We start from the raw sequence: 22,162 nt of genomic DNA on the forward strand, positions 1-22,162 counted from the left end.
CCGCCCGAGCCGGCTGTTCCGGCGAATCGGGGCGACGCTCCTTCCTGAAGGCTTCGGGCATGCGGAAAGCCCCGGGCCGGTTGACCAGGGGCGGCGGGGCTACGCACGTCGTGAAGCTGTGCGCAGCCCCCGCGGAGAGCTTCGGTACTCGGTCCGCCGGTCCGTCGTGCGGGTGGGAGCGCGGTAACCGGTCTCTCAATCTGGTGTGGGGGTCAGTGATGGCCTCGGGTGGCCGAGAGGTGGTGAGGTGACGTTCGGGACCCACTTTTGGATATGTCTTAGAGATCTCTAAGGCATTCCAGAAATAGGGTCTCGAACGTCACCTCACCACCACACCGACCGCCGACTGTGCCGTTTAGGCCGGTATGGGCGCCCGCTGTCGGCCGGCGCCGGTCGGTGCGGGGTCGGGAACGGTCAGTCCGTCCCGGGGTCGGGTGATCGCTGGCCACCCGTCGACCGTGCGCGCGTCGTTGCGGGGCTTGCCCGCCGGGGTCGACTCGGGCAGCACGACCGACACGTTGCGGCGCTCTCCGACCGGCGTAGCGCTGTTGTGGAGCTTGTCCGCGGCGGCGGTGCCGTCCTGGTCGACGGTCTCGTTCAACCGCACGCGTGTTCCCGCCGGTGTCGGCAGGGTCGGCCGGTCGGTCTCGGCATCGGCGAGCGCGTCGGACTCCTCAACGATGGAGTCGAGTTCGCCGGTCAGCGTGAACTCAACGAGGGATTCGTCAAGCTCTCGTGGTGCCCTCGGTCCCTTGCGCACGGTGAGCTTCGCGCCGGCCTCCAAGAGCATGGCGCGCTTGCCTTCCGTGTCGGCTTCGTGCCAGTCGTCGGCGTAGGTGCGGCCGGTCGGGACGACCTCTCGGCGTTCGGGTCGGGCGGGGGTGGCTTCGAGTTCGGCGAGTCGGGCGTCAAGTGCGTCGGCGCGCGCCTGCCACGACTCCCGGCCGGCTCGCGACTTCTGCCGCCCCTCCTGCTCCTGGTGGGCGTCGAACTCGGCTCGGGTGGCTGCGATCTCGGGCGCGGGGTCGTACCCGGGGATCACGGTCACCTTGTGGTAGGGGATGTGCCCGACGCGCTTCAGGAACTCGCGTTCCACGTAGTCGTGGACCCACTCGGCGCGGATGCTCGCGGTGCCGTTGCAGTCCATCCCGCGGCTTCGCGGGTTGCAGTGGTAGAGGTCGTGTGCGCGCCGGTCCGACTTCCGGGACAGGTACATGCGCTCGGTGCAGGCGTGGCAGTGGATGACCCGGAGCAGCATCGCGGGGGCGGAGTCGCGGCGGATGGTGCCGGTGAACTTGTCCGCCCGCACGGCAAGGATCGCGTTGATCGCGTCGTACTCCTCCCGGGTCAGGAGAGGGGTCTCCGTGAACAGCACGGGGGCGCCCTGTGCGTCCCGGACCGGTTGACCCTTGTGCAGCTTCCACCCGAGTAGTGCGGGGCTGCGGAGGATCCCGGTCACGGTGTCGCCGCACCACGACCAGCGCTTGAACACGCGCCCCTTCTCGCCGTGCTTGGACTTGGGCGACTTCCCGCCGAGGGGCTTGCTGGCCTTGTGGTTGAGGTAGTCGCGCCACGTGAGGGCGCCCTCGGCGTTGAGTGCGGCGGCAATGGCGGACGCGGAGAGCCCGGCGAGGATGTCCCGGATGATGCGGGTCAGGAGCTTGACCGCGTGGGGGTCCGGGACCAGGGTCACCCCGGAGCCGTGCTCGGCGGGCATGGGGGCGGTCGTGTAGCCGAACGGCAGCTTCCCGCCCGGCCACCGGTAGGGCATGGTCCGCATGGCTGCGTGCGCGCCGATGACGCGTTCCCGGATGGACGTTGCTTCGACCTGAGCGGCGAACGCGAACATCATCATCATGAGTTCGCTGATCGGGTCCATCGGGTTGCGGAAGTCGAAGACGAGTCGCCCGGTCCCGCCGATTCCCTCGGCGAACACGAGCATCTTGCGGTGCAGCCGGGCCCACGTGGCGAGCGCGTGCATGTCCGCCATGGACCGAATGGCACGGTCGAAGCGCCAGAAGATCAGCGCGTCGAAGTCGTCCGGTCGGCGCAGCCACTCGCCCAGCTCGGGACGGTCGAACGGGCCGAGCTTCGACGCGGACACGTCAAGGTCGTTCGCGATCCGGTCGGCTATGTCGATGCTCAGCGCGCCGGCGACGTTGTGGCACCCGTCAAGCTGCCGGGCGGGGCTGGTGGTTTCGTCGGTCAGTACGGATAGGCGGATGGCGGCTACGCCGCGAAGGTATGCACACACTCCGGTGTGGGGCTCAGCAATGGCCCTGGGAGTGCTGACCTGCACTGTTGCGGACACTGGGGTACTCCCTGGTGTTCCGCTTAGTCAGCCTTCATTGGCGCGTCGATCACGTGGGGCGGCCGGGGTCGCGGGCGCTGACGCGCCAGGCCGCAGCGTCCGTCGGGAAATTGGGGGAACGCCCGCCTCGCATCGGCAGCCGATCCACCAAATCTCGGCCGGCCACCCCGGGGGCTGCGGGGCCGGACCAGGTTGCCCCGGAGCCTCTGGAACCGCAGCCGTCGAGGTGAGCGCACCGGGTGGAGCGGGTGGGCACACCCTCCCGAGCCAAGTGCCACGTGAGCGTAGCCTGCCCCGAAGGTGACCTGGACGAAAACGTCGGTGGAATACCCGAAGACGGGCCCGGCCCGACCCACGCGTCGCCGGTAGCGTCGTCCGGTCGCCCCCGGCGACGGCCGATTGCGCGCCGGTGGATGCCGCGCCCAGAGGATGCGGTGGCGTGCCGAGAATGCAGTGGTCCGGGACCTGGTACCGATACGTGTCGGCGTTGGTGATCGGCATCGGATTCCTGGCCGTGGGCGGCACCCACGAATCGCCCGCGTACGCCGACGAGTTGCTGAGCCACGCGAAGTGGACAGCGGTATCCGACACCGAACTGACGTACAGCACCACCTATGCGTATCCTCCCGTCGCCATCACGCTGCCGGACCGTCCAGGCACCCTGTCGATTCGGCTGGCGGCCCGAGAGCGCGGGACCGCCGGGCCACTCGGGGGGCCGGCCGACGGGCCCCGACCCGGCATGCTGATCGAGGCGAGTGTGCCGGTGACCGCCGGTAACGCGCTGCACCCGGGCCTCGATCTGGTCATGAACTCCGTCTCTCTGGTGGTGACGTTGGGCCCGGACGCCGAGGGCGCGCCGATTTGGCTCGCGGTTGAGGACGGGGGCCAAAATGCGGTGGAGGAACGGGTGTTCCCGGGTGTCAAGGCGCGGCAGGGGTCGTGGGCGGGACCGGCCGTGACCCTCGTGTACCGGATCGCCGGCCCCGCCCACCTGACCGCCCCCAAGGGCGTGGACTTCGGAGCGCACGCGGTCCGCTCCGGATGGCGTTGGCTTCCCGTGCGCATCGAGAACACCGGCGGACTTCCGCTCGTGGTGCGGGACTTCAAGCTGCCGACCGGCGACTTCACGTTGCACGACCCCGGCACCACGTGCCGCCGAGGGGCGACCCTGGCGCCGGGCTCCGGGTGTGATGTGGCGGTGATGTTCCGGCCCGGCTCGGCGGGCGCTCGTGCGGCCTCGTTGACCGTACTGGGCGACGGTTTGCTCGTGGTGCCGCTCACGGGTACGGGCACGGGTACAGGAGGCGACGGCGGCGGACCGAGTCCGGTGCCGCCGCCCCCGGCCGGGACGGCCTCCACCAGCGCCGCGCCCGGCGGTTCGGCCGCCGGCTCCGACCCGCCGACCTCGGTCGAGCCGCCGGCGGTCGGTGCTGATCGCCCCGCGCGGAACCGGGCCGCCGGCGGAATGTCGGCGTCCGAGTTCCTGCTGGAGTGGGCGCTGCCGATGGGGATCGGCCTTGCGGTCGGTCTGTACATCCGACGCCGACTCCGGCTGCGCCGCGCCCGGTCGTAGCGGGTGGTGGCCGGTGGCGGCCGGGTCGTGGGGTCCCGTCGCTCGACCGAAGACCCCACGACGCGAGCCGGCTCGCGACCTACAGCGCGCCGACCTTTTGCAGGAACGCCGTCGTCTTGGCCGGGTCGTAGAAGAACTCCTCGAACTCCGCCGGGTTGTCGAACGCGCTCATGATCGCGTCGCAGACGGCCGGACACGTATTGCCCGCGCCCATCAGCATCTGGATGTGCTCCGGGGGTACGCCGAGCAGCGTCGTGGAGAACTTGACGCCGTGTCGGGCGCGGGACCAGAACGCGTCGAAGACCGATTGCATCCACTGGGCGTCGAACGGGCGATCGCCGTGCGCCAGGATCGAGTTCAGGTACAGGTCGGCGGCGCGCGCGGCGTTGTTGGAACCCTGGCCGCTGAGCGGGTCGTTGGTGACCAATACGTCGCCGATGCCCAAGGCCAGCCCGCCGGAGGGGAGTTGGGCGATCGGCTTGCGCACGATGGGGGCGAAGCCGCCGCTGAGCACGCACATCGGGTCGGTGAGTTCGGCGCGGCTGATCCGGTCGTAATCCCACGGCGCGAACTGCCGGACCAGGTCGCGCATCAGCGCCCAGTGCGCGTCGGGGTCGCGGACGCCGCCGAACACGTCGAGCGGGCCGCCGGGGACGGCTTCGAGCAGGATGATGTCGCACGCGCCGGACAGGGTCAGGCCCGGGAACATGATGATCTCGCCGGCCTCGGGTATCGCGTTGACGTGCAGCGCGTCGTGGCCGACCGCCGGGCGCGGGGTCGCGCCGTGGAAGTAGGCGACCGCCAACCGGCGTTGCGGCGTGGTGAATTCGGACCGGTCGTGGTCCCGGTCGAACATCGACACCAACTCGCCCTTGCCGGCGGCGACCACGACCAGGTCGTAGTTGCGGGTGTACCAGTCGATGTCGGACACCGCGACCGGGTGTACGACCAGATTGCCGCCGCGCGTCACGAACAGGTCCATCCACGCGGGCATCTTCATCCGCTGGTCGACCGACTGGGCGCCGCCGAGGTCGCCCAGCCAGTTCACCGCGGGCGTGCCGTCCGGGCCGGGAATGGTGAACCCGGCCCGGTCGATCGGCGGCACCTGGTCGGCCCACAGGTCGAGGGCGTACGGCTGCTCCAGGGCGATCGTGGCGGGCATCATGATCTGCGTCGAGGTCACCCGCCCGGCGCGGACCTCGTCCGGCGTCCGCTCGGTCATCACGGTCACGTCGTAGCCGTGGGCCAGCAACCCCAGGCCGAGCTGGAGCCCGGATTGGCCGGCACCGACGATGAGGATCCTGCGCATGGGTGAAGTCCCTTCCCCTGATCAAGGTCGGAAGCATCGTATGGCTCGCGTTGCGTGTTCAACGGAGTACCGAGCGAGAAAGCCGGCCGGCCCGGTTGTGTACCGATGGGCCCAACCGTCCCGTCCGTCATCCCGGCCGCACACGTACCTTCTCGGACCGCCTCGATGTGACGCGCGTCACCGGAGGATTTCGGGCCGGGGTGGCCGGGATTCGGGTCGCGTCCGGGTGTGGGCCCGCGAGCAGGCAGGATAGACGGGTGACTCTCATCGATCTGCTCCCCGCCGAGGCCGACCCCGACGCCCTGTACGAGGCATTCGCCGCGTACGCGGAGGAGCGCGGCCTCACCCTGTACCCCGCGCAGGAAGAGGCGCTGATCGAGCTGGTCTCGGGGAACAACGTCATCCTCAACACGCCCACCGGCTCCGGGAAGAGTCTGGTCGCCGCGGGTGGCCACTTCGCCGCGATGGCGCGCAAGGAGCGCAGCTTCTACACCGCGCCGATCAAGGCCCTGGTCTCGGAGAAGTTCTTCGACCTGGTCGCCCAGTTCGGCACGGAGAACGTCGGCATGATGACCGGCGACGCGTCGGTCAACGCGACCGCGCCGATCATCTGCTGTACCGCCGAGGTGCTGGCCAACATCGCGCTGCGGGACGGCGCGGACGCCGATGTCGGCTTCGTGGTGATGGACGAGTTCCACTACTACGGCGACCCCGACCGGGGCTGGGCCTGGCAGATTCCGCTGATCGAGCTGCCGAGGGCGCAGTTCCTGCTGATGTCCGCGACGCTCGGCGACATGGACCGCTTCCAGACCGAGCTGAAGCGGCGTACCGGCCGGCCCACCGCGATCGTCAAGTCGGCGACCCGGCCGGTCCCGCTCTACTTCTCCTACCGGGTCACCCCGCTGCACGAGACCATCGAGGAACTCCTGACCACGCGTGAGGCGCCCGTCTACATCGTGCACTTCACCCAGGCGTCGGCGGTCGAGCGGGCCCAGTCGCTGATGAGCATCAACATGTGCACGCGCGCGGAGAAGGACCAGATCGCGTCGGTGATCGGCGGCTTCCGGTTCACCACCAAGTTCGGCCGGCAGCTCTCCCGCTGGGTGCGGCACGGGATCGGCGTCCATCACGCGGGCATGTTGCCCAAGTATCGCCGGCTGGTCGAGCGGCTGGCCCAGGCCGGGCTGCTCAAGGTGATCTGCGGTACCGACACGCTCGGCGTCGGGGTGAATGTACCGATTCGTACCGTGCTGTTCACCGCGCTGTCCAAGTACGACGGCCAGCGGGTGCGCCGGCTGCGGGCGCGCGAGTTCCACCAGATCGCCGGGCGGGCCGGGCGGGCCGGGTTCGACACCGTGGGCAACGTGGTGGCGCAGGCGCCGGAGTACGAGATCGAGAACATCAAGGCGCTGGCCAAGGCCGGCGACGACCCGAAGAAGCGCCGCAAGGTGGTGCGCAAGAAGGCCCCCGAGGGTTTCGTCGGCTGGAACGAGGAGACGTACACCAGGCTCCAGGAGGCCGAGCCCGAGCCGCTGGCCTCGCGCTTCCGGGTCACCCACGCGATGCTGCTCGCGGTGATCAACCGGCCCGGCAACGCGTTCGAGGCGATGCGGCACCTGCTCACCGACAACGACGAGCCGCGCCCGCAGCAGTTGCGGCACATCCGGCAGGCGATCGCGATCTACCGCTCGTTGCTCGACGGCGGCGTGGTGGAAAAGCTCGCCGAGCCGGACGAGGAGGGCCGGATCGTCCGGCTGACCGTGGACCTGCAGGCCGACTTCGCGCTCAACCAGCCGCTGTCCACGTTCGCGCTGGCCGCGTTCGACCTGCTCGACCCGGAGGCGCCGACCTACGCGCTGGACGTGCTCTCCGTGGTCGAGGCCACCCTCGACGACCCGCGCCAGATCCTCGCCGCGCAGCTGAACAAGGCCAAGGGCGAGGCGGTCGGGCAGATGAAGGCGGACGGGATCGAGTACGAGGAGCGGATGGAGCGGCTCGCCGACATCCAATACCCGCGCCCGCTCGAGGAGTTGCTCGAACACGCCTATGCGATCTACATGCGCAGCCACCCGTGGGTCGGGGACCATCCGCTGTCGCCCAAGTCGATCGTGCGGGACATGTACGAGCGGGCGATGACGTTCGGGGACTACGTCGGCTGGTACGAACTGGCCCGCACCGAGGGCATCGTGCTGCGGTATCTGGCGAGCGCGTACAAGGCGCTGAACCAGACCGTGCCGGACGACGCCAAGAACGAGGACCTGCACGATCTGATCGCGTGGCTGGGCGAGTTGGTCCGCCAGGTCGACTCCAGCCTGCTCGACGAGTGGGAGAAGCTGGCCAACCCGGACGCGACCCAGGAGGAACTCGACGACATCGAGGGGCGGACCACGCCGGTCACCGCCAACGAGCGGGCGTTTCGGGTCCTGGTTCGCAACGCGCTGTTTCGTCGGGTGGAACTGGCGGCGTTGCGGCGCTACTTCCAGCTGGGCGAGTTGTCCGAGCAGGAGGGCGACGGCAATTGGGACGCGGAGCGCTGGCAGGACGCGTTGGTGGACTACTGGGACGAGCACGACTCGATCGGCACCGGTCCCGACGCGCGCGGCCCCAAGCTGATGCAGATCACCAAGGAGGACTCCGCGTGGCGGGTCCGCCAGGTGTTCGACGACCCGGCCCAGGACCACGACTGGGGGATCACCGCCGAGGTCGACCTGACCGAGTCCGACGAGACGGGCCGCGCGGTGTTGCGAGTGGTCGCGGTGGACCGGATGTAATCGGGCAGACTGTGGCCATGACCAAGAAGCGGCCCGGGGTCGACGCGAACGGTTCGATCCTGTCCAGGCACTCACACAACTCGGTGCTCTCGATCGGGTCGGAGGGCTCGGTCCTGTCCATCGGTTCGGTCGGCTCGGTGTTGTCGATCGGCTCGGTCGGTTCGGCCCTGTCCTTCGGCTCGATCGGCTCCGCGCTGTCCGCCGCGTCGGTCGGCTCCTACCTGGGCGTGGCCTCGGCCTTCTCGACCCAGTCGGTCTGGTCCGCCTTCTCCATCCAATCCACCGGCGGCATCCTGGCGAACCGAAACCAAAGCCGACTCGCCCGCCGCGCAGCCGTCCCGGCCACCATCGCCGCAGCCACCCTGGCCACGACGGCGATCCTCACCCGCCGCCGCACGCGCTGACGCACTCGGTCGGCCTCAAACGCCGGCCGGGCTGTAGGGGGTGCCGCCCTTCTCAGCCCGGCCGGCGTTCCAGATCGGGGCGGCCAGGGCGCGGAAGGTCGTAGGCGATCGTCAGCTCCGCGTCGGCATCCAACCCGAGCGTGGCCAGCCCGTCCCGCACCATGGCCTCGGTCCCGTCCAGGCTCCTGACCTGGCTGAACAGCCCGACCTCGGGAACCAACAGAGCCCACCAGTCGCCCGACCGCCGCACGGTCATCGTGTATGTGGTCACGACCATGCAGGGTGGCACGTCGGATTCGGGCCGTCCGGGTCTGCGGCGATCTCCACCCGTAAGGGTGACGCGGCGTCGGCGCGGGCACCGCCCTTTCAGCCCGGCCGGCGTTTGAGGCCACAAAGCCGACGGGGCGCCTGACGGTCAGCCCAGGTCCAGGTCGTCTGCCGGTCGTGGGGTGGGGCGATGCAGCGGAGCGGGTGTGCGTTTGGTGCCGGCGAAGGCGGTGAGGTCGTAGGCGGTTTCGGCGTGTACTGCCAGGTCGAGGCCCTGTTGTTCGTGGTCGGCCGGGGCGCGGAAGCCGATGGTGCGGTCGATCGCCTTCGCGATGGCGTACGTGACGCCGAAGGAGAATGCGGAGACGACCACGATCGCCACCAACTGCTTGCCGAGGAGCGCCGCGCCGCCGCCGTGGAGCAGGCCCGTCGGGCCGCCGGTGACGTCCTTGGCGGCGAACAGGCCGATCAGCAGCGTGCCGACCACGCCGCCGACGTAGTGGACGCCGACCACGTCCAGCGAGTCGTCGTAGCCGAACCGGTGCTTCCAGCCCACCGCGAAGCTGCACAGGACCCCCGCCACCAGCCCGATCGCCAGCGCCCCCGGCAGGTCCACCACGCCGCACGCCGGGGTGATCGCGACCAGCCCGGCGACCGCACCCGAGGCCGCGCCGAGCGTGGTGGCGTGCCCGTCCCGCCGCTTCTCCACCGCCAGCCAGCCCAGCAGCGCGGTACACCCCGCCGCCTGCGTGTTCACCAGCGCCTGCGCGGCCAACCCGTTCGCGCCGAGCGCCGAGCCGCCGTTGAAGCCGAACCAGCCGAACCACAACAGCCCCGCGCCCAGGACCACCAGCGGCAGGTTGTGCGGCCGCATCGGATCCCGCTTGAAGCCGATCCGGGGCCCGAGGACCAGAGCCACCGCCATCCCCGCCGCGCCGCAGTTGATCTCGACCACCAGCCCACCCGCGAAGTCGAGCGCGCCGAGCCGATGCGCGATCCACCCGTCCGGCCCCCACACCCAGTGCGCCAGCGGGACGTACACACACGTGACCCACACCCCACAGAAGACCACCCACGCCTTGAACCGGGTGCGGTCCGCGATCGCCCCGGAGATCAGCGCCACGGTCAGGATCGCGAAGGTCAACTGGAAGGCCATGAAGAGGAGTTCGGGCACCGTGCCGTGCAGGTCCGTCGGCTTGGTGCCGGCCATGAACAGGCCGTCGAGATCGCCGAGCAGCCCGCCGCCCAGATCGCCGCCGAAGGCCAGGCGATAGCCGAAGGCGAGCCAGACCACGGTAACCACCGCGATCGCCACGAAGCTCATCATCAGCATGTTCAGCACGCTCTTGGCCCGGACCATGCCGCCGTAGAAGATCGCCAGCGCGGGGGTCATCAGCAGCACGAGCGCCGTGGCCACGAGCAGCCAGGCGGTGTCTCCGGCGTTCGGCGCGTCGGTCGCGAGCGTCATGCGGCTCCCTCATGGGCCTGATGGGGTCTCAGGTCAGGGTGCGCAGGTCGGGTTTCCTGACGTATACCTCGGTGTTACGCGCCGGTTAAGGAACCGGCCGCGTGTTACGCGGGCATTGCCCGGCGATGAGCGGGTACGCACGCGGTGAACGCCCCGACACACCCACGAAACACCCCGCCCGCGAACATCCTCGGTAAAAGATAAAGAGGTCATCCCGGAACCGGAGCGATACGGGCCAAACAAATAGTGGGCAGGGTCGGTCGGTTGCTGATAGTTCTTGGCGTCGTGACCACCTCGATCTCCATAGTCGCGTCGCGCGCTCGACGCATCATCCCGGCCGGCGTCGTGCTGGCCCTGGCCGTCGGCTGCGGCGGATCCGGCAGCGGCACCGAACCCAGGGCCAAGCAGCCGGCCACCGCGGCGCCCGCACCGGCCGGATCCACCCCGCCGAGCGCGAACCCCCCTGCGGCCAAGCCGATCGGTGCGGACGACCCGGCGCTCAAGGAGTTCTACGCTCAGCAGCCCGCCTGGGCGCAGTGCCCGGACGACAAGCTCACCAAAGCGGACGAGAGCCTGCTCGACTGCGCGAAGTTGCGCGTACCGCTGGACTACGCGAACCCCGCCGTCGAGACGATCGAGCTACAGGCGTACCGCAAGAAGGCCACCGGCGAGCGCCTTGGCATCCTCGCCGTCGACCCCGGCGGCCCGGGCTCTGGCGTGCAGGGGACGACCCTGGGGTTCGCCAAGCGCCCGGCCCTGGCCGAGCGTTACGACATCGTGGGGATCGACCCGCGCGGGACCGGCGGAAGCGGCTCGGTCAAGTGCGTCGACGACGCGGGCCTGGACCGGTTGCACGGCCTGGATCCGACGCCGGACGACCCGGCCGAGCTGTCCCGAATCACCGCGTTCTACCAGGAGTTCGCCGAGGGCTGCACCGCGCACAGCGGCAAGCTGCTCGCCCACCTGGGCAGCGAGGACGTGGTGCGGGACCTCGACGTCCTGCGCGTCGCGTTGGGCGAGGACAAGCTCAACTACTTCGGCTACTCCTACGGCACCTTCCTCGGCGCCCTGTACCTGGAGAAGTTCCCCACGCACAGCGGCCGGTTGGTCCTGGACGCGCCGATGGACCCGGCCCTGGACCGGGTCGCGGGGGCGCGCAGCCAGGCCCAGGGCTTCGAGCGCACCTTCCGGGCATTCCTCACCGATTGCCTCAAGCAGCAGGACTGCCCACTCGAGGGCACGGTGGACGAAGCGACGAAGACCCTCGCGGACCGCCTGCACAAGCTGAGCCAGGCACCCCTCAAGACCGCCCGGGGTCGCACGATCGGCGAGGGCGAGGTCGCCTACCTGATCGCGCAGGGCGTCTACGTCGAACAGTCCTGGAAGGACCTGCGCATCGCGCTGCGCACCTACCTGCGCGACGACGCGGCGCAGGCCGCCACGGAGACCGACCTGTGGCTGGGGCGGGACAAGAACGGCGCCTATCCCCGGGACCACACCGCGGCCAACATCACCATCAACTGCGCCGACGGGCGGTCGTTGACCGTCGCCGAGGCCGACAAACTGGCCCGGGAGGTGGCGGGCACGATGCCGATCACCGGGCCCGGCGTGGTCTGGTCGTTCGCCGCCGACTGCCGACCCAACGGGGTCGATCGGGCTCGGGCGATCAACGCCCCGGGGGCCCCGCCCGTGCTGGTGATCGGCTCCACCGGGGACCCGGCGACGCCGTACGAGCAGGCGCAGTCGCTGACTCCGCAACTGCCCGGCGCGGTACTGCTCACCCGGGTGGCCAACGGACACGGGTCGTACAACCACGGCAACGCGTGCATCGACGGCGCGGTGGAGACGTACCTGGTCAAGGGCGAACTGCCCGCGCCCGGCACCCGCTGCGGCTGACCGCCGGCCGGCTCGGGGACGGGATCCAGATCACGATTGTGGATCCCGTCCGCCCCCTTCCCGCCGGTGCGTTGTACGGTCCGGGAGTGACAGTCACACCACTCGCGACCTGGCCCGCCGACTATCCGAGCGACTACGCCGTGGTCGATGTGGAGACGACCGGGTTGCGGGGTTCGGATCGGGTCGTCTCGGTCGCCGTCGAGGTGTTGGACCGGGCGGGCGAGGTGACCGATCGGTGGTCCACGCTGGTGGATCCGGGGCGGGATCCCGGACCCGTGCACATTCACGGGCTCACCGCCGAAATGCCGGCCGGGGCGCCCACGTTCGAGCGGGTCGCGGACGAGTTGGCCGAGTATCTGACCGGGCGTGTGTTCGTCGCGCACAACGCGCCGTTCGACTGGAAGATGCTGGCCGCCGAGTACGCCCGCCTGGACGTCGGGTTGCCGATGGAGCGCCGGTTGTGCACGATGGCGCTCGCCAGGCATCTGGAACTGCCGGTCGACGACTACCGGTTGGCCACCCTCGCCGCGCACTACCGGGTCCGCCAACTGCACGCGCACGACGCGGTGGACGACGCCCGGGTGCTCGCCGAGGTCTTCCGGTACAGCCTGCACGAGGCGGCCGGCGCGGGCCTGCCGCTGCCGCTGACCGCGCCCGGGAGCGGCCCCGGACAACGCCGCGCGGCCGGCGCCCGGCGGCCGACCGAGGCCGGGCCGGCCAAGTCGCCCTCCCCGTGGCGCAATCCGGGCCGGCTCGACCTCGCGACCGGCCTGGTCCAGGGGATGCGGGTGGCGTTCACCGGCGAAAGCCGGGAGTCGCGCGAGGAGTTGGCCCGCCGCGCGACCGAGGCCGGGCTGTACCCGACGACCTCCGTCAGCGGGCAGACCTCGCTCCTGGTCACCAACGACCCCACCAGCGGCAGCGGCAAGAACCGCAAGGCCGCCCACCTCGGCACGCCGGTGATCGACGAGACCACGTACGTACGGCTGTTGGCCCGGGTCCGACCGGGGACGCCGCGCGCCGCGTCGGCTCCACCGGCAGTGCCCCCGCCGCGTGCGGAGCCCGCCCCACCGCCCGCCGTCCCCGCTGCCGACCCCACGGTCCGTCAGGTCCTGGTCCTCCAGGGCCGTGACGAGCACCTGGACGGCGGCCGGGTCCGCCAACTCGTCCTCGACTCCGGCGCCCGCCTGCGGATCAACCTCACCTCGACGGTGGACACCGTCGTGGTCCTGCCCGGTGCGGCGAACGATCCCCGGATCGCCCGGGCCGAGGGGTTCGGCGCGACCTGCCTGACCGAAGCCGAGTGGCGCGCGTCACTCGCCGAGGCACCGCCGACCCCCGGCGCCGGCCACCTGCCACGCGGCGGCACCGTCGAACTACCCGGCGGTGCCGCCCCCGGCCGCTGGACGCTCAACGCGTCCTGGGCCTGGGACCGCCCGGACGAGGACCTCGACCTGGTGGCCTTCCTCCTCGACGGGAACGAACGGGTACGCGGCGATGCCGACTTCGTCTTCTGGAACCAGCCGGCCAGCCCGCTGGAGACGGTCGTCCTGGACGCGTCCGGCCCCGCCGAGCAGACCGTCACGCTGGAATTGCCCGCGCTGCCGAGTGAGATACATCGCGTCGTGATCGCCGCCGCCGTCGACGGGGAGAGCACTTTCGCGGCGGTCGGGCCGATCGAACTCGACGTCGCGCCGTTCCAGGCCACCTCGTTCGTCCGCTCGGTGCTCGACGCCGCCACGGTCGAACGGGTGTTGCTGCTCGGCACGTTCTACCGCCGGGGCGCGGGCTGGAAGTTTCGGACCGAGGGCCAGGGCTACGAGTTCGACCTGGCCGGCCTGGCCGAGTCGTACGGCGTGGAGATCGCCTGAGACATGTCGCCGACCGGCGGGTAACCGGGGCGCGATTCGGTACGCGGGCGGCGGAGTGGTTTGCTTGACCCGGCCGACAGCAATCGAGGGCAAGGAGTGGTCATGGCGCAGGTCAGGGCAACCGCACAGACGACCGTGGCGGCGGAACCGGAAGCGGTTTTCGCGGCCGTGGCGGACTACGCGGACGTGCGGCCCAAGCTGCTCACCGAGCACTTCTCGGAATTCGACGTCCGCGAGGGCGGCAAGGGCGCCGGTACGGTCGCCCACTGGCGGCTCCAGGCCACCAGCAAGCGCTCGCGCGACTGCCTGGTGACGGTCACCCAGCCGGCCGCGCTGACCCTGGTGGAGACCGACGCCAACTCGTCGATGGTCACCACCTGGACGGTGTCGTCGGCCGGTACGGGCAGCCGGGTCGAGATCGTCACGGTGTGGAACGGGGCGGGCGGCATCGGCGGCTTCTTCGAGAAGACGTTCGCGCCGGCGGGCCTCAAGCGGATCTACGACGGTGTACTCGCGAAGCTGCCCGACGCGCTCTGACCGTACGCCGCACACCGCCGGGCGGCCGCCACCACGAGGTGGGGCCGCCCGGCGGCGCCCGGGTGCCCGATCGCCCCGCCGCTCAGGTGAGCAACGACCCGGCCCCGATGCCCAGCGCGGCGGCCGAGACGAGCCCGAAGAACGCGACCCACACGGCCCCCGGCACCCGGGTCAACTCGGCCAACTGGTCCGCGTCCGACCAGGGCGCGCGCCCGCGGCTGCGCATCTGCTGAAGCTCGAAGACCGGCCGCACCCCGGCGACCAACAGGAACCACACCAACAGGTAGGCGAACGCCGCCTGGGTCCGGGCACTGGTCAGCCACGAGATCGCGAAGATCACGCCACCGGTCACCAGCAGCACCAGTGCGCCGAACCAGTTGCGTATCGCGATGAACATCAGCGCGAGCAACACCAACGCCACCCACAACACCATGGTGATGTGCGCCCCCGCGAGCAGCGCCGCGCCACCCGCGCCCAGGAGCGAGGGCGTGATGTAGCCGGCCATCGCGGTGAACACCATCCCGAGACCGGTCGGTTTGCCCACCGAGACGGTCACCCCCGAGGTATCCGAGTGCAGCCGGATCCCCGACAACCGCCGCCCCATGAGCAACGCCACCATCGCGTGCCCACCCTCGTGCGCGATCGTCACAACGGTCCGCAACGGCCGCCAGGTGGGCCGATACAGCACCACCACGACCGCGACCGCCCCGGTCACCAGCGCGAGCCAACTCGGCGGATCCGGCTGAGTCCCGACCACCCGGCCCCACAGATCCCGCAACGACACCGCGTCGACACTGCTCACGCCGCCCCTCTCGTCCCTGACCCAAACCCCGACCCCCCACCTCGAACGCTACCGCCCACGAAGACCCCCGGGCCGCCCGCAAACCTTCCCGTGACGCGACTGTCGCTTCGTGACCACTTCCGCGCTGCACGACCACTCCCGCGCTTCGCGACCATTCCCGCGCTGCGCCGCCCGACCGCCCGCGACACCGCCCGCCCCCAAACGGTTCGAACCACGCCCACCCGCCCGGTACGCTCCGGGGGCATGGTCGCCCTCTCCGGTTCCCCCCGCATGCCCGACAAGCCCACCCTCGACGGGCTGGAAGCAAAATGGTCGCGCGTCTGGGACGAGACGGGCGTATACCGCTTCGACCGCAGCAGGCCCCGCGCGGACGTCTATTCGATCGACACCCCGCCGCCCACGGTCAGCGGATCCCTCCATGTCGGCCACGTGTTCTCGTACACCCACACGGACACGATCGCCCGCTACCGCCGCATGCGCGGACGTGAAGTCTTCTACCCGATGGGTTGGGACGACAACGGCCTGCCCACCGAACGCCGCGTCCAGAACCACTTCGGCGTGCGCTGCGATCCGGCTCTGCCGTACGACGAGCATTTCGTCCCACCGGGCGAACCCACCGAATCCACCGGACCCGGCAAGCCCGGTAAGTCCGGTAAATCCGGCAAGGTCGCCGGCTCGCAAATCCCGGTCTCCCGGCGCAACTTCATCGAACTCTGCGAGCAGCTCACCCGGCAGGACGAGAAGGCGTTCGAGGAGCTGTGGCGCCTGCTCGGCCTCTCCGTCGACTGGACGCTGACCTACCAGACCATCGACGCGGTCTCCCGTACCGCGTCCCAACGCGCCTTCCTCCGCAACCTCGACCGCGGAGAGGCCTATCTCGCCGAGGCCCCCACCCTCTGGGACGTCACCTTCCGCACCGCGGTCGCCCAGGCCGAACTCGAGGACCGCGAACGCCCCGGCGCCTTCCACCGCCTGGTGTTCCGCGCGCCCGGCGGCGACGCCCTCGAAATCGCCACCACCCGGCCCGAGTTGTTGCCCGCCTGTGTGGCCCTGGTCGCGCATCCCGACGACCCGCGCTACGCCCACCTGTTCGGGTGCAAGGTGCGGACACCGCTGTTCCACGTGGCCGTTCCGGTGTACGCCCACCCGCTGGCCGACCCGGACAAGGGCTCGGGGCTGGCCATGGTGTGCACGTTCGGCGACACCACCGACGTCACCTGGTGGCGCGAACTGCACCTGGACACCCGGGCCGTGCTCGGCTGGGACGGCCGCTTCCGGGCCGAACCGCCCGCCGGGATCGACGCCCCCGAGGCGGTCGAGGCCTACGCGCGCCTGGCCGGCGCGACCGTGTTCACCGCGCGGGAGCGAATCGTCGCGATGTTGCGCGAGAGCGGCGAACTCGTCGGCGAGCCCAAGCCGATCACACACGCCGTCAAGTTCTACGAGAAGGGCGACAAGCCGCTCGAAATCGTCACCACCCGGCAGTGGTACCTGCGCAACGGCGGACGCGACGGCGGGCTTCGGGCCCGACTCCTGGCCAGGGGCGCCGAGTTGACCTGGCATCCCGCACACATGAAGATCCGCTACGACAACTGGGTGGAGGGCCTCAACGGCGACTGGCTGATCAGCCGACAGCGCTACTTCGGCGTCCCGGTGCCGGTGTGGTATCCGCTCGACGCGGACGGTCTGCCACGGTACGACGCGCCGCTGCGCCCGGCCGAGGCGGACCTCCCGATCGACCCGTACACCGACGTGCCGGCCGGTTACACGGCCGAACAACGCGGCGTGCCGGGCGGGTTCGTCGGCGACCCGGACGTGATGGACACGTGGGCCACCTCCTCGCTGACCCCGCAGATCGCCGGCGGTTGGGGTCGGGACGAGGACCTGTTCGCCCGGGTGTTCCCGATGGATCTACGCCCCCAGGCGCACGAGATCATCCGTACCTGGCTGTTCTCCTCCGTCGTCCGCGCCGACCGCGAGCAGGAGAGTCTGCCGTTCGGGCACGTGGCGATCTCCGGGTGGATCCTGGATCCGGACCGCAAGAAGATGTCCAAGTCCAAGGGCAACGTGGTCACTCCGATCGACCTGTTGGCGCAACACGGTTCGGACGCGTTGCGCTACTGGGCGGCGAGCGGTCGGCCGGGCGTGGACACCGCGTTCGACGTCGGTCAGATGAAGGTCGGCCGACGGCTGGCGATCAAGCTGCTCAACGTGGGCCGGTTCGTGCTCTCGATCGGCGCGGCCGAGCAGCCCGACGCGGTCACCGAGCCGCTCGACCTCGCGCTCCTCGCCGAGTTGGCCGAGGTGGCCCGGGCGGCGGGCGAGGCGTTCGAGGACTACGACTACGCGCGCGCCCTGGAGCGGACCGAGCGGTTCTTCTGGTACTTCTGCGACGACTACGTGGAACTGGTCAAGGCCCGCGCGTACGGCGAGGCCGGCACCGAGGCCGGGGCCGCCTCGGCCCGGGCCACCCTGGCCGGTGCGCTGTCCGTGCTGCTGCGGTTGTTGGCGCCGGTACTGCCGTTCGCGACCGAGGAGGTCTGGTCGTGGTGGCAGCCCGGTTCGGTGCATCGGGCGAGCTGGCCCACCCCCGAGGCGGCGCCGGCCGACCGGGCGCTGCTCGGCGCCGCGTCCGAGGTGATCGCCGGGGTGCGCAAGGCCAAGTCCGCCGCCCGGGTGTCGATGCGCGCCGAGGTGGCCGCCGTCACGGTGACCGGTGATCCGGCCGCGCTGGCCCGACTCGCGCCGATCGAGTCCGACCTGCGTGCGGCCGGGCACATCGCCCGGATCGACACGGTGCCGGCGACCGGACCGCTTACCGTCGACGTCACCCTCGCGGAGTCGTCGAGCTGACCGGCCATCAGAGTGGCACCGGGTGCCCATGTGACGTTGTCCACCCGACGCGGGCTTGAAGTTAGGCAAGCCTCACCTTTATGTTGCGGAGTAGGACAAGGCAAGGCTTGCCTAATATTACGAGTCTGGCGAGCCCTCTGTCCGCTCACTCCACAGCTCGAAAGGCCGCCGGATGCGTCTGCGTCGTACCAGTCTGAAGGTGGCCGCGGCCGTCCTCTCCCTCACCGCGTTCGCCACGGCGTGCGGTGGCGACGACGACAAGAAGTCCGACGGCAAGGCGGGCGGCTCCGACCGGGCGGCGTCGGCGCTGCCCGCCACCGTGGACACCACGATGGGCAAGGTCACGGTCAAGGACGCAAGCCGGGTCGTGCCGCTCGGCGGCGACATCGCGCAGACGGTCTACGCCCTCGGGCTCGCCTCGAACGTGGTCGGCGTGGACTCCTCGGGCGCGGTGTTGCCGGAGAGCAAGGGCAAACCGACCTTCGGCAACTCGCGCTCCCTCAACCCCGAGGGCATCCTCGCCCAGCGGCCCACGGTCGCGATCGGCAGCGCCTCGGTCGGCCCGCGTACCGCGATCGACCAGCTCAAGGCCGCCGGCGTGCCGATCGTGCTGATCCCGGACAGCAGCAAGCCCGAGGACGCGATCACCCGGATCACCACGATCGCCACCGCGCTCGGCGTGCCGGACAAGGGCCGGGAAATGGCCGACAAGACCGCCGGCGAACTCGCCGCCGCCAAGGCGAAGGGCGCCCAGGCGACCACCAAGCCGCGGGTGGCGTTCCTCTACATCCGCGGCCAGGCCAACCTGTACCAGATCGGCGGCAAGGGTCTCGGCCCGGACAGCATGATCACCGCCGCCGGCGGTATCGACACCGGCACCGAACTGGGCGTGCAGATGTCCGCCGCGCTGACCCCCGAGTCGATGGTGGCGGCCAAGCCCGACGTGATCCTGGTCTTCCAGAAGGGCCTGGACTCGGTCGGCGGCATCGACGGCGTACTCAAACTGCCCGGCGTCGCGCAGACCCCGGCCGGCCAACACCGCAAGGTCGTCGCGATGGACGACCTGGAACTGGGCGGCGGCGGCCCGACCGCCGGGGTCGCCCTGAACAAGCTCGTCGACCTGTTGCACGGTTAGCCCGTGGCCACGGTGACGGGACGTCAAGAGCCCACCGGAGAAGCGAAACCGAGCGCAACGGCGGCCGAACTCGAGGCAACCACACCCCTGGTGACGGCGAAGCCACGCGCACACGGGCGTTGGCTGATGCCGACCCTCATCCTGCTCCTGGTCGCGGTCAGCGTCGTCTCGGCCGGGATGGGTGCCTACGACATCCCCTCCGACCAGGTGCTCTCCTCGGCGCTGCAACACCTCGGCCTGGACGTCGGCCAGGTGTCGCAGGCCAACGAGGCCGTGTTGTGGAACATCCGCTTCCCGCGCATCGTGCTCGGCATCATGGTCGGCGCGTGTCTGGGCTGCGCCGGGGCGGCGATGCAGGGGGTGTTCGGCAATCCGCTCGCCGAACCCGGCGTGATCGGTGTGTCCTCGGGCGCGGCACTGGGCGCGGTCGGCGCGATCGTGCTGGGCGTGTCCACGTTCGGCTCCTGGACGGTGACCGCGTTCGCCTTCGCCGGCGGCCTGCTCACCACACTCTTCGTCTATCTGCTCTCCCGCTCGGACGGCCGTACCGAGGTGGTCACCCTCGTGCTCACCGGCATCGCGATCAACGCCCTCGCGGGCGCGGCGATCGGGCTGTTCACGTTCGTCGCCGACGATGCCGAACTGCGCAGCATCACCTTCTGGAACCTGGGCAGTGTCGGTGGCGCGAGCTGGCCGATCATCGGCGCCCTGGCGCCCTTCGCGCTGGTCGGCCTGCTGGTACTGCCCAGGTACGCCCGGGCGTTGGACATCATGGCGCTCGGCGAACGCGGCGCCCGACACCTGGGCGTGGACACCGAGCGGGTCCGGGTCGTGGTGGTCGTGCTCAGCGCGACCCTGGTCGGCGCCGCCGTGGCCGCCGCCGGCGTGATCACCTTCGTGGGCCTGGTCGTTCCGCACATCATCCGGTTGATCGCCGGTCCCCGGCATCGCCTGCTGCTGCCCGCGAGTGCCGTGCTCGGCGCGCTGGTCACCGTCGGCGCCGACCTGGCGGCGCGTACCATCGCGATGCCCAAGGAGGTTCCGCTCGGCGTGCTCACCGCGCTGATCGGGGCGCCCTTCTTCCTGTGGTTGTTGCGCAGGACCCGTTCCCGGCAAGGAGGTTGGGCCTGATGAGGCTGCTCGCCCGGAACCGGATCACGGCGCCGCGGACCGCGCCCGAGGCCGGCACGATCGGCGTCGAGGCCGAGGACGTCACCTTCGCCATCGCCGGCCGCAAGTTGGTCGACGGCGTCTCGCTGACCGTGCGACACGGCGAGATCGTCGCCGTACTCGGCCCCAACGGCGCCGGCAAATCCACCCTCCTCGGCCTGCTCACCGGCGATCTGACCCCGCATCACGGCACCGTACGGATCGCCGATCGGCCGTTGACCGACTACTCGCAGCGCGAACTCGCGCTGCGCCGCGGAGTGTTGCCGCAGAGCGTGACATTGTCCTTCCCCTTCACGGTGGACGAGGTGGTCCGGATGGGCCGCGCGCCGCACGCGGGGTTGCCGAACGACGGGTCCGGGTCCGAGTCCGAGTCCGAGGACACGATCGTGGCCCGCTGCCTGGCGGAGACGGACGTGGCGCATCTGGCCGATCGGGTCTACCCGTCGTTGTCCGGCGGCGAGCGGGCCCGGGTCTCGCTCGCCCGCGTATTGGCGCAGGGTGCGCCCGTACTGTTCCTGGACGAGCCCACCGCCGCGCTCGACCTCAAGCACACCGAGGACGTATTGCGGCTGGCCCGGGCGCGGGCCCGACGCGGCGACGCGGTGGTGATCGTGCTGCACGACCTCAACCTGGCCGCCGCGTACGCGGATCGCATCGCGCTGCTGGCCAACGGCCGTCTGGTGGCGTGCGGTCGGCCGGACGACGTATGCACCGCGCCGGTGCTCTCCGAGCTGTACGGCCACCCGGTCGAGGTACTGCGGCGTCCGGGGACGGACGAGTTGCTGATCCTGCCGTCGCGCTAGTGCGGCACTAGCTGCGCAGACCCCGGAACTCCCCGGTGGCTATGCGTGCAAAGCCTTGTGCAGTGCCGCGAAGGATCCCGCCGCGCACTCCTCGCAGCGTGGGATCAGGTCCACGAAGCTCATGAAGCCGTGCACCATGTCCTCGAACAGCTCGCAGTGGACCGGGTTGCCCGCCGCGCGCAACCGGACGGCGTAGTCCGCGCCTTCGTCGCGCAGCGGATCGTGGCCGGCGAGCACCACGTGTGCCGGGGCCAGGCCGGACAGGTCCACGATCGTGCCGATCGCCGCGTATGGGCCGTACGGGCCGAGTTCGGCGCCCTCGCGTCCGCCGAAGTAGTGGCCCATGAACCACACGATCGAGTCGGCGGTGAGCAGCGGCGCGTGGGCGTTCTCGGCCCGGGACGGGGTGTCCTCGATGCCGGTCGTGGGATACCAGAGCAGTTGCAATGCCGGTTGTGGCAGGCCGTGTTCGCGGGCGAGCAGGCAGATCGTCGCGGACAGCGTGGCGCCGGCGCTGTCCCCGGCGAGGGCGATCCGGGTGGGGTCGCCGCCGAGTTCGGTGGCATGTTCGCGGATCCACCGGTAGGCGGCGAAGGCGTCCTCGATCGCGGCCGGGAAGGGGAATTCCGGGGCGAGTCGATAGTCCACGGAGACCACGATGCTCTCCGCGTGCCGGGCGATCCGCCGGGCGAGTGCGTCATGGCTGCTCAGCCCGCCGATCACGAAGCCGCCGCCGTGGAAGAACAGGGTTACCGGCAGCCCGGGTTCGGTCGACGGCCGATACACACGCGCGGGTCGTGCGTCGACGGCGCCGGGGATGGTGCGGTCCTCGACCCGGGCCAACTCGGTCATCACCGGCAACAACCCGATGCCGGCGTCGATGGTCGCGCGGGCGGTCGCCGCGTCACCGACGAACAGGTCCTCCGGCATGACCGTGAGCAATTCCGCGAGCTGCGGGTCGATGGACACCACGTTCCCCCTTCGTCGACGAC

The 22,162-nt window shown here is 70.6% G+C and carries 16 protein-coding genes; 10 read left to right on the plus strand and 6 right to left on the minus strand.

The features are described 5' to 3' along the window. Positions 1-355: 355 nt before the first annotated feature. Positions 356-2,299 (minus strand): recombinase family protein, encoded by a 1,944-nt coding sequence (locus tag ABIA38_RS20140; protein WP_424640329.1) that lies wholly within the window; start codon positions 2,297-2,299, stop codon positions 356-358. A gap of 451 nt (positions 2,300-2,750) precedes the next feature. Here ABIA38_RS20140 and ABIA38_RS20145 point away from each other — a divergent pair, with 451 nt between their 5' ends. Continuing rightward, positions 2,751-3,884 (plus strand): hypothetical protein, encoded by a 1,134-nt coding sequence (locus tag ABIA38_RS20145; RefSeq protein ID WP_424640097.1) that lies wholly within the window; start codon positions 2,751-2,753, stop codon positions 3,882-3,884. A gap of 79 nt (positions 3,885-3,963) precedes the next feature. On the opposite strand, the gene ABIA38_RS20150 is transcribed toward ABIA38_RS20145, so the two are convergent. Further along, on the minus strand, positions 3,964-5,193 hold the full coding sequence (locus tag ABIA38_RS20150; protein ID WP_424640098.1) for a styrene monooxygenase/indole monooxygenase family protein: 1,230 nt from the start codon (positions 5,191-5,193) through the stop codon (positions 3,964-3,966). Between the two features lie 257 nt (positions 5,194-5,450). Here ABIA38_RS20150 and ABIA38_RS20155 point away from each other — a divergent pair, with 257 nt between their 5' ends. Continuing rightward, a complete protein-coding gene (locus ABIA38_RS20155; RefSeq protein WP_424640099.1) occupies positions 5,451-7,964 on the plus strand; it encodes a DEAD/DEAH box helicase in 2,514 nt (837 codons plus the stop codon). A gap of 17 nt (positions 7,965-7,981) precedes the next feature. Continuing rightward, positions 7,982-8,368 carry a hypothetical protein gene (locus ABIA38_RS20160; protein WP_424640100.1) on the plus strand — a complete coding sequence of 129 codons (387 nt, stop codon included), beginning with the start codon at positions 7,982-7,984 and terminating at the stop codon, positions 8,366-8,368. A 52-nt stretch (positions 8,369-8,420) separates the two neighbouring features. Here ABIA38_RS20160 and ABIA38_RS20165 read toward each other — a convergent pair whose 3' ends face one another. Then, positions 8,421-8,639 carry a hypothetical protein gene (locus ABIA38_RS20165; protein ID WP_424640101.1) on the minus strand — a complete coding sequence of 73 codons (219 nt, stop codon included), beginning with the start codon at positions 8,637-8,639 and terminating at the stop codon, positions 8,421-8,423. Positions 8,640-8,783: 144 nt separating this feature from the next. Continuing rightward, entirely contained in the window at positions 8,784-10,103 is a 1,320-nt protein-coding gene (locus ABIA38_RS20170; RefSeq protein WP_424640102.1) for an ammonium transporter, read from the minus strand. Between the two features lie 285 nt (positions 10,104-10,388). Here ABIA38_RS20170 and ABIA38_RS20175 point away from each other — a divergent pair, with 285 nt between their 5' ends. The 3 genes from ABIA38_RS20175 (at position 10,389) to ABIA38_RS20185 (ending at position 14,407) form a co-directional block, all read left to right on the plus strand. Then, positions 10,389-11,999, plus strand: coding sequence for an alpha/beta hydrolase (locus tag ABIA38_RS20175; protein ID WP_424640103.1), 1,611 nt, complete (start codon positions 10,389-10,391; stop codon positions 11,997-11,999). An 86-nt stretch (positions 12,000-12,085) separates the two neighbouring features. Beyond that, the gene (locus ABIA38_RS20180; protein ID WP_424640104.1) at positions 12,086-13,870 is read left to right on the plus strand and encodes a TerD family protein; all 1,785 of its coding nucleotides are present in this window, start codon (positions 12,086-12,088) and stop codon (positions 13,868-13,870) included. Positions 13,871-13,972: 102 nt separating this feature from the next. Next, positions 13,973-14,407 carry an SRPBCC family protein gene (locus ABIA38_RS20185; protein WP_424640105.1) on the plus strand — a complete coding sequence of 145 codons (435 nt, stop codon included), beginning with the start codon at positions 13,973-13,975 and terminating at the stop codon, positions 14,405-14,407. An 82-nt stretch (positions 14,408-14,489) separates the two neighbouring features. On the opposite strand, the gene ABIA38_RS20190 is transcribed toward ABIA38_RS20185, so the two are convergent. Further along, the gene (locus tag ABIA38_RS20190; protein ID WP_424640106.1) at positions 14,490-15,209 is read right to left on the minus strand and encodes a M50 family metallopeptidase; all 720 of its coding nucleotides are present in this window, start codon (positions 15,207-15,209) and stop codon (positions 14,490-14,492) included. A 243-nt stretch (positions 15,210-15,452) separates the two neighbouring features. On the opposite strand from ABIA38_RS20190, the gene valS reads away from it, so the two are divergent. From valS to ABIA38_RS20210, 4 genes are all read left to right on the plus strand, one after another. After that, positions 15,453-18,062 carry a valine--tRNA ligase gene (gene valS, locus ABIA38_RS20195; protein WP_424640107.1) on the plus strand — a complete coding sequence of 870 codons (2,610 nt, stop codon included), beginning with the start codon at positions 15,453-15,455 and terminating at the stop codon, positions 18,060-18,062. 172 nt (positions 18,063-18,234) lie between these two features. Next, positions 18,235-19,197 (plus strand): heme/hemin ABC transporter substrate-binding protein, encoded by a 963-nt coding sequence (locus tag ABIA38_RS20200; protein ID WP_424640108.1) that lies wholly within the window; start codon positions 18,235-18,237, stop codon positions 19,195-19,197. Positions 19,198-19,284: 87 nt separating this feature from the next. Further along, positions 19,285-20,328, plus strand: a complete 1,044-nt coding sequence (locus ABIA38_RS20205; RefSeq protein ID WP_424640330.1) for a FecCD family ABC transporter permease — start codon at positions 19,285-19,287, stop codon at positions 20,326-20,328. Next, on the plus strand, positions 20,328-21,170 hold the full coding sequence (locus ABIA38_RS20210; protein ID WP_424640109.1) for a heme ABC transporter ATP-binding protein: 843 nt from the start codon (positions 20,328-20,330) through the stop codon (positions 21,168-21,170). Before ABIA38_RS20205 ends, ABIA38_RS20210 begins: the two co-directional genes overlap by 1 nt. Positions 21,171-21,209: 39 nt before the next feature. On the opposite strand, the gene ABIA38_RS20215 is transcribed toward ABIA38_RS20210, so the two are convergent. After that, on the minus strand, positions 21,210-22,139 hold the full coding sequence (locus ABIA38_RS20215; protein ID WP_424640110.1) for an alpha/beta hydrolase: 930 nt from the start codon (positions 22,137-22,139) through the stop codon (positions 21,210-21,212). Between the last annotated feature and the right edge of the window lie 23 nt (positions 22,140-22,162).

Origin of the sequence: Embleya sp. AB8 (genome assembly GCF_049739465.1) — a bacterium.
GTDB lineage: Bacteria > Actinomycetota > Actinomycetes > Streptomycetales > Streptomycetaceae > Embleya.

Bases quoted from the DNA above. Each gene is read 5' to 3' on its own strand.
- ABIA38_RS20150 (WP_424640098.1), bottom strand. From the start codon at position 5,193: ATGCGCAGGATCCTCATCGTCGGTGCCGGCCAATCCGGGCTCCAGCTC.
- ABIA38_RS20160 (WP_424640100.1), top strand. From the start codon at position 7,982: ATGACCAAGAAGCGGCCCGGGGTCGACGCGAACGGTTCGATCCTGTCC.
- ABIA38_RS20170 (WP_424640102.1), bottom strand. From the start codon at position 10,103: ATGACGCTCGCGACCGACGCGCCGAACGCCGGAGACACCGCCTGGCTG.
- ABIA38_RS20185 (WP_424640105.1), top strand. From the start codon at position 13,973: ATGGCGCAGGTCAGGGCAACCGCACAGACGACCGTGGCGGCGGAACCG.
- valS (WP_424640107.1), top strand. From the start codon at position 15,453: ATGGTCGCCCTCTCCGGTTCCCCCCGCATGCCCGACAAGCCCACCCTC.
- ABIA38_RS20200 (WP_424640108.1), top strand. From the start codon at position 18,235: ATGCGTCTGCGTCGTACCAGTCTGAAGGTGGCCGCGGCCGTCCTCTCC.
- ABIA38_RS20210 (WP_424640109.1), top strand. From the start codon at position 20,328: ATGAGGCTGCTCGCCCGGAACCGGATCACGGCGCCGCGGACCGCGCCC.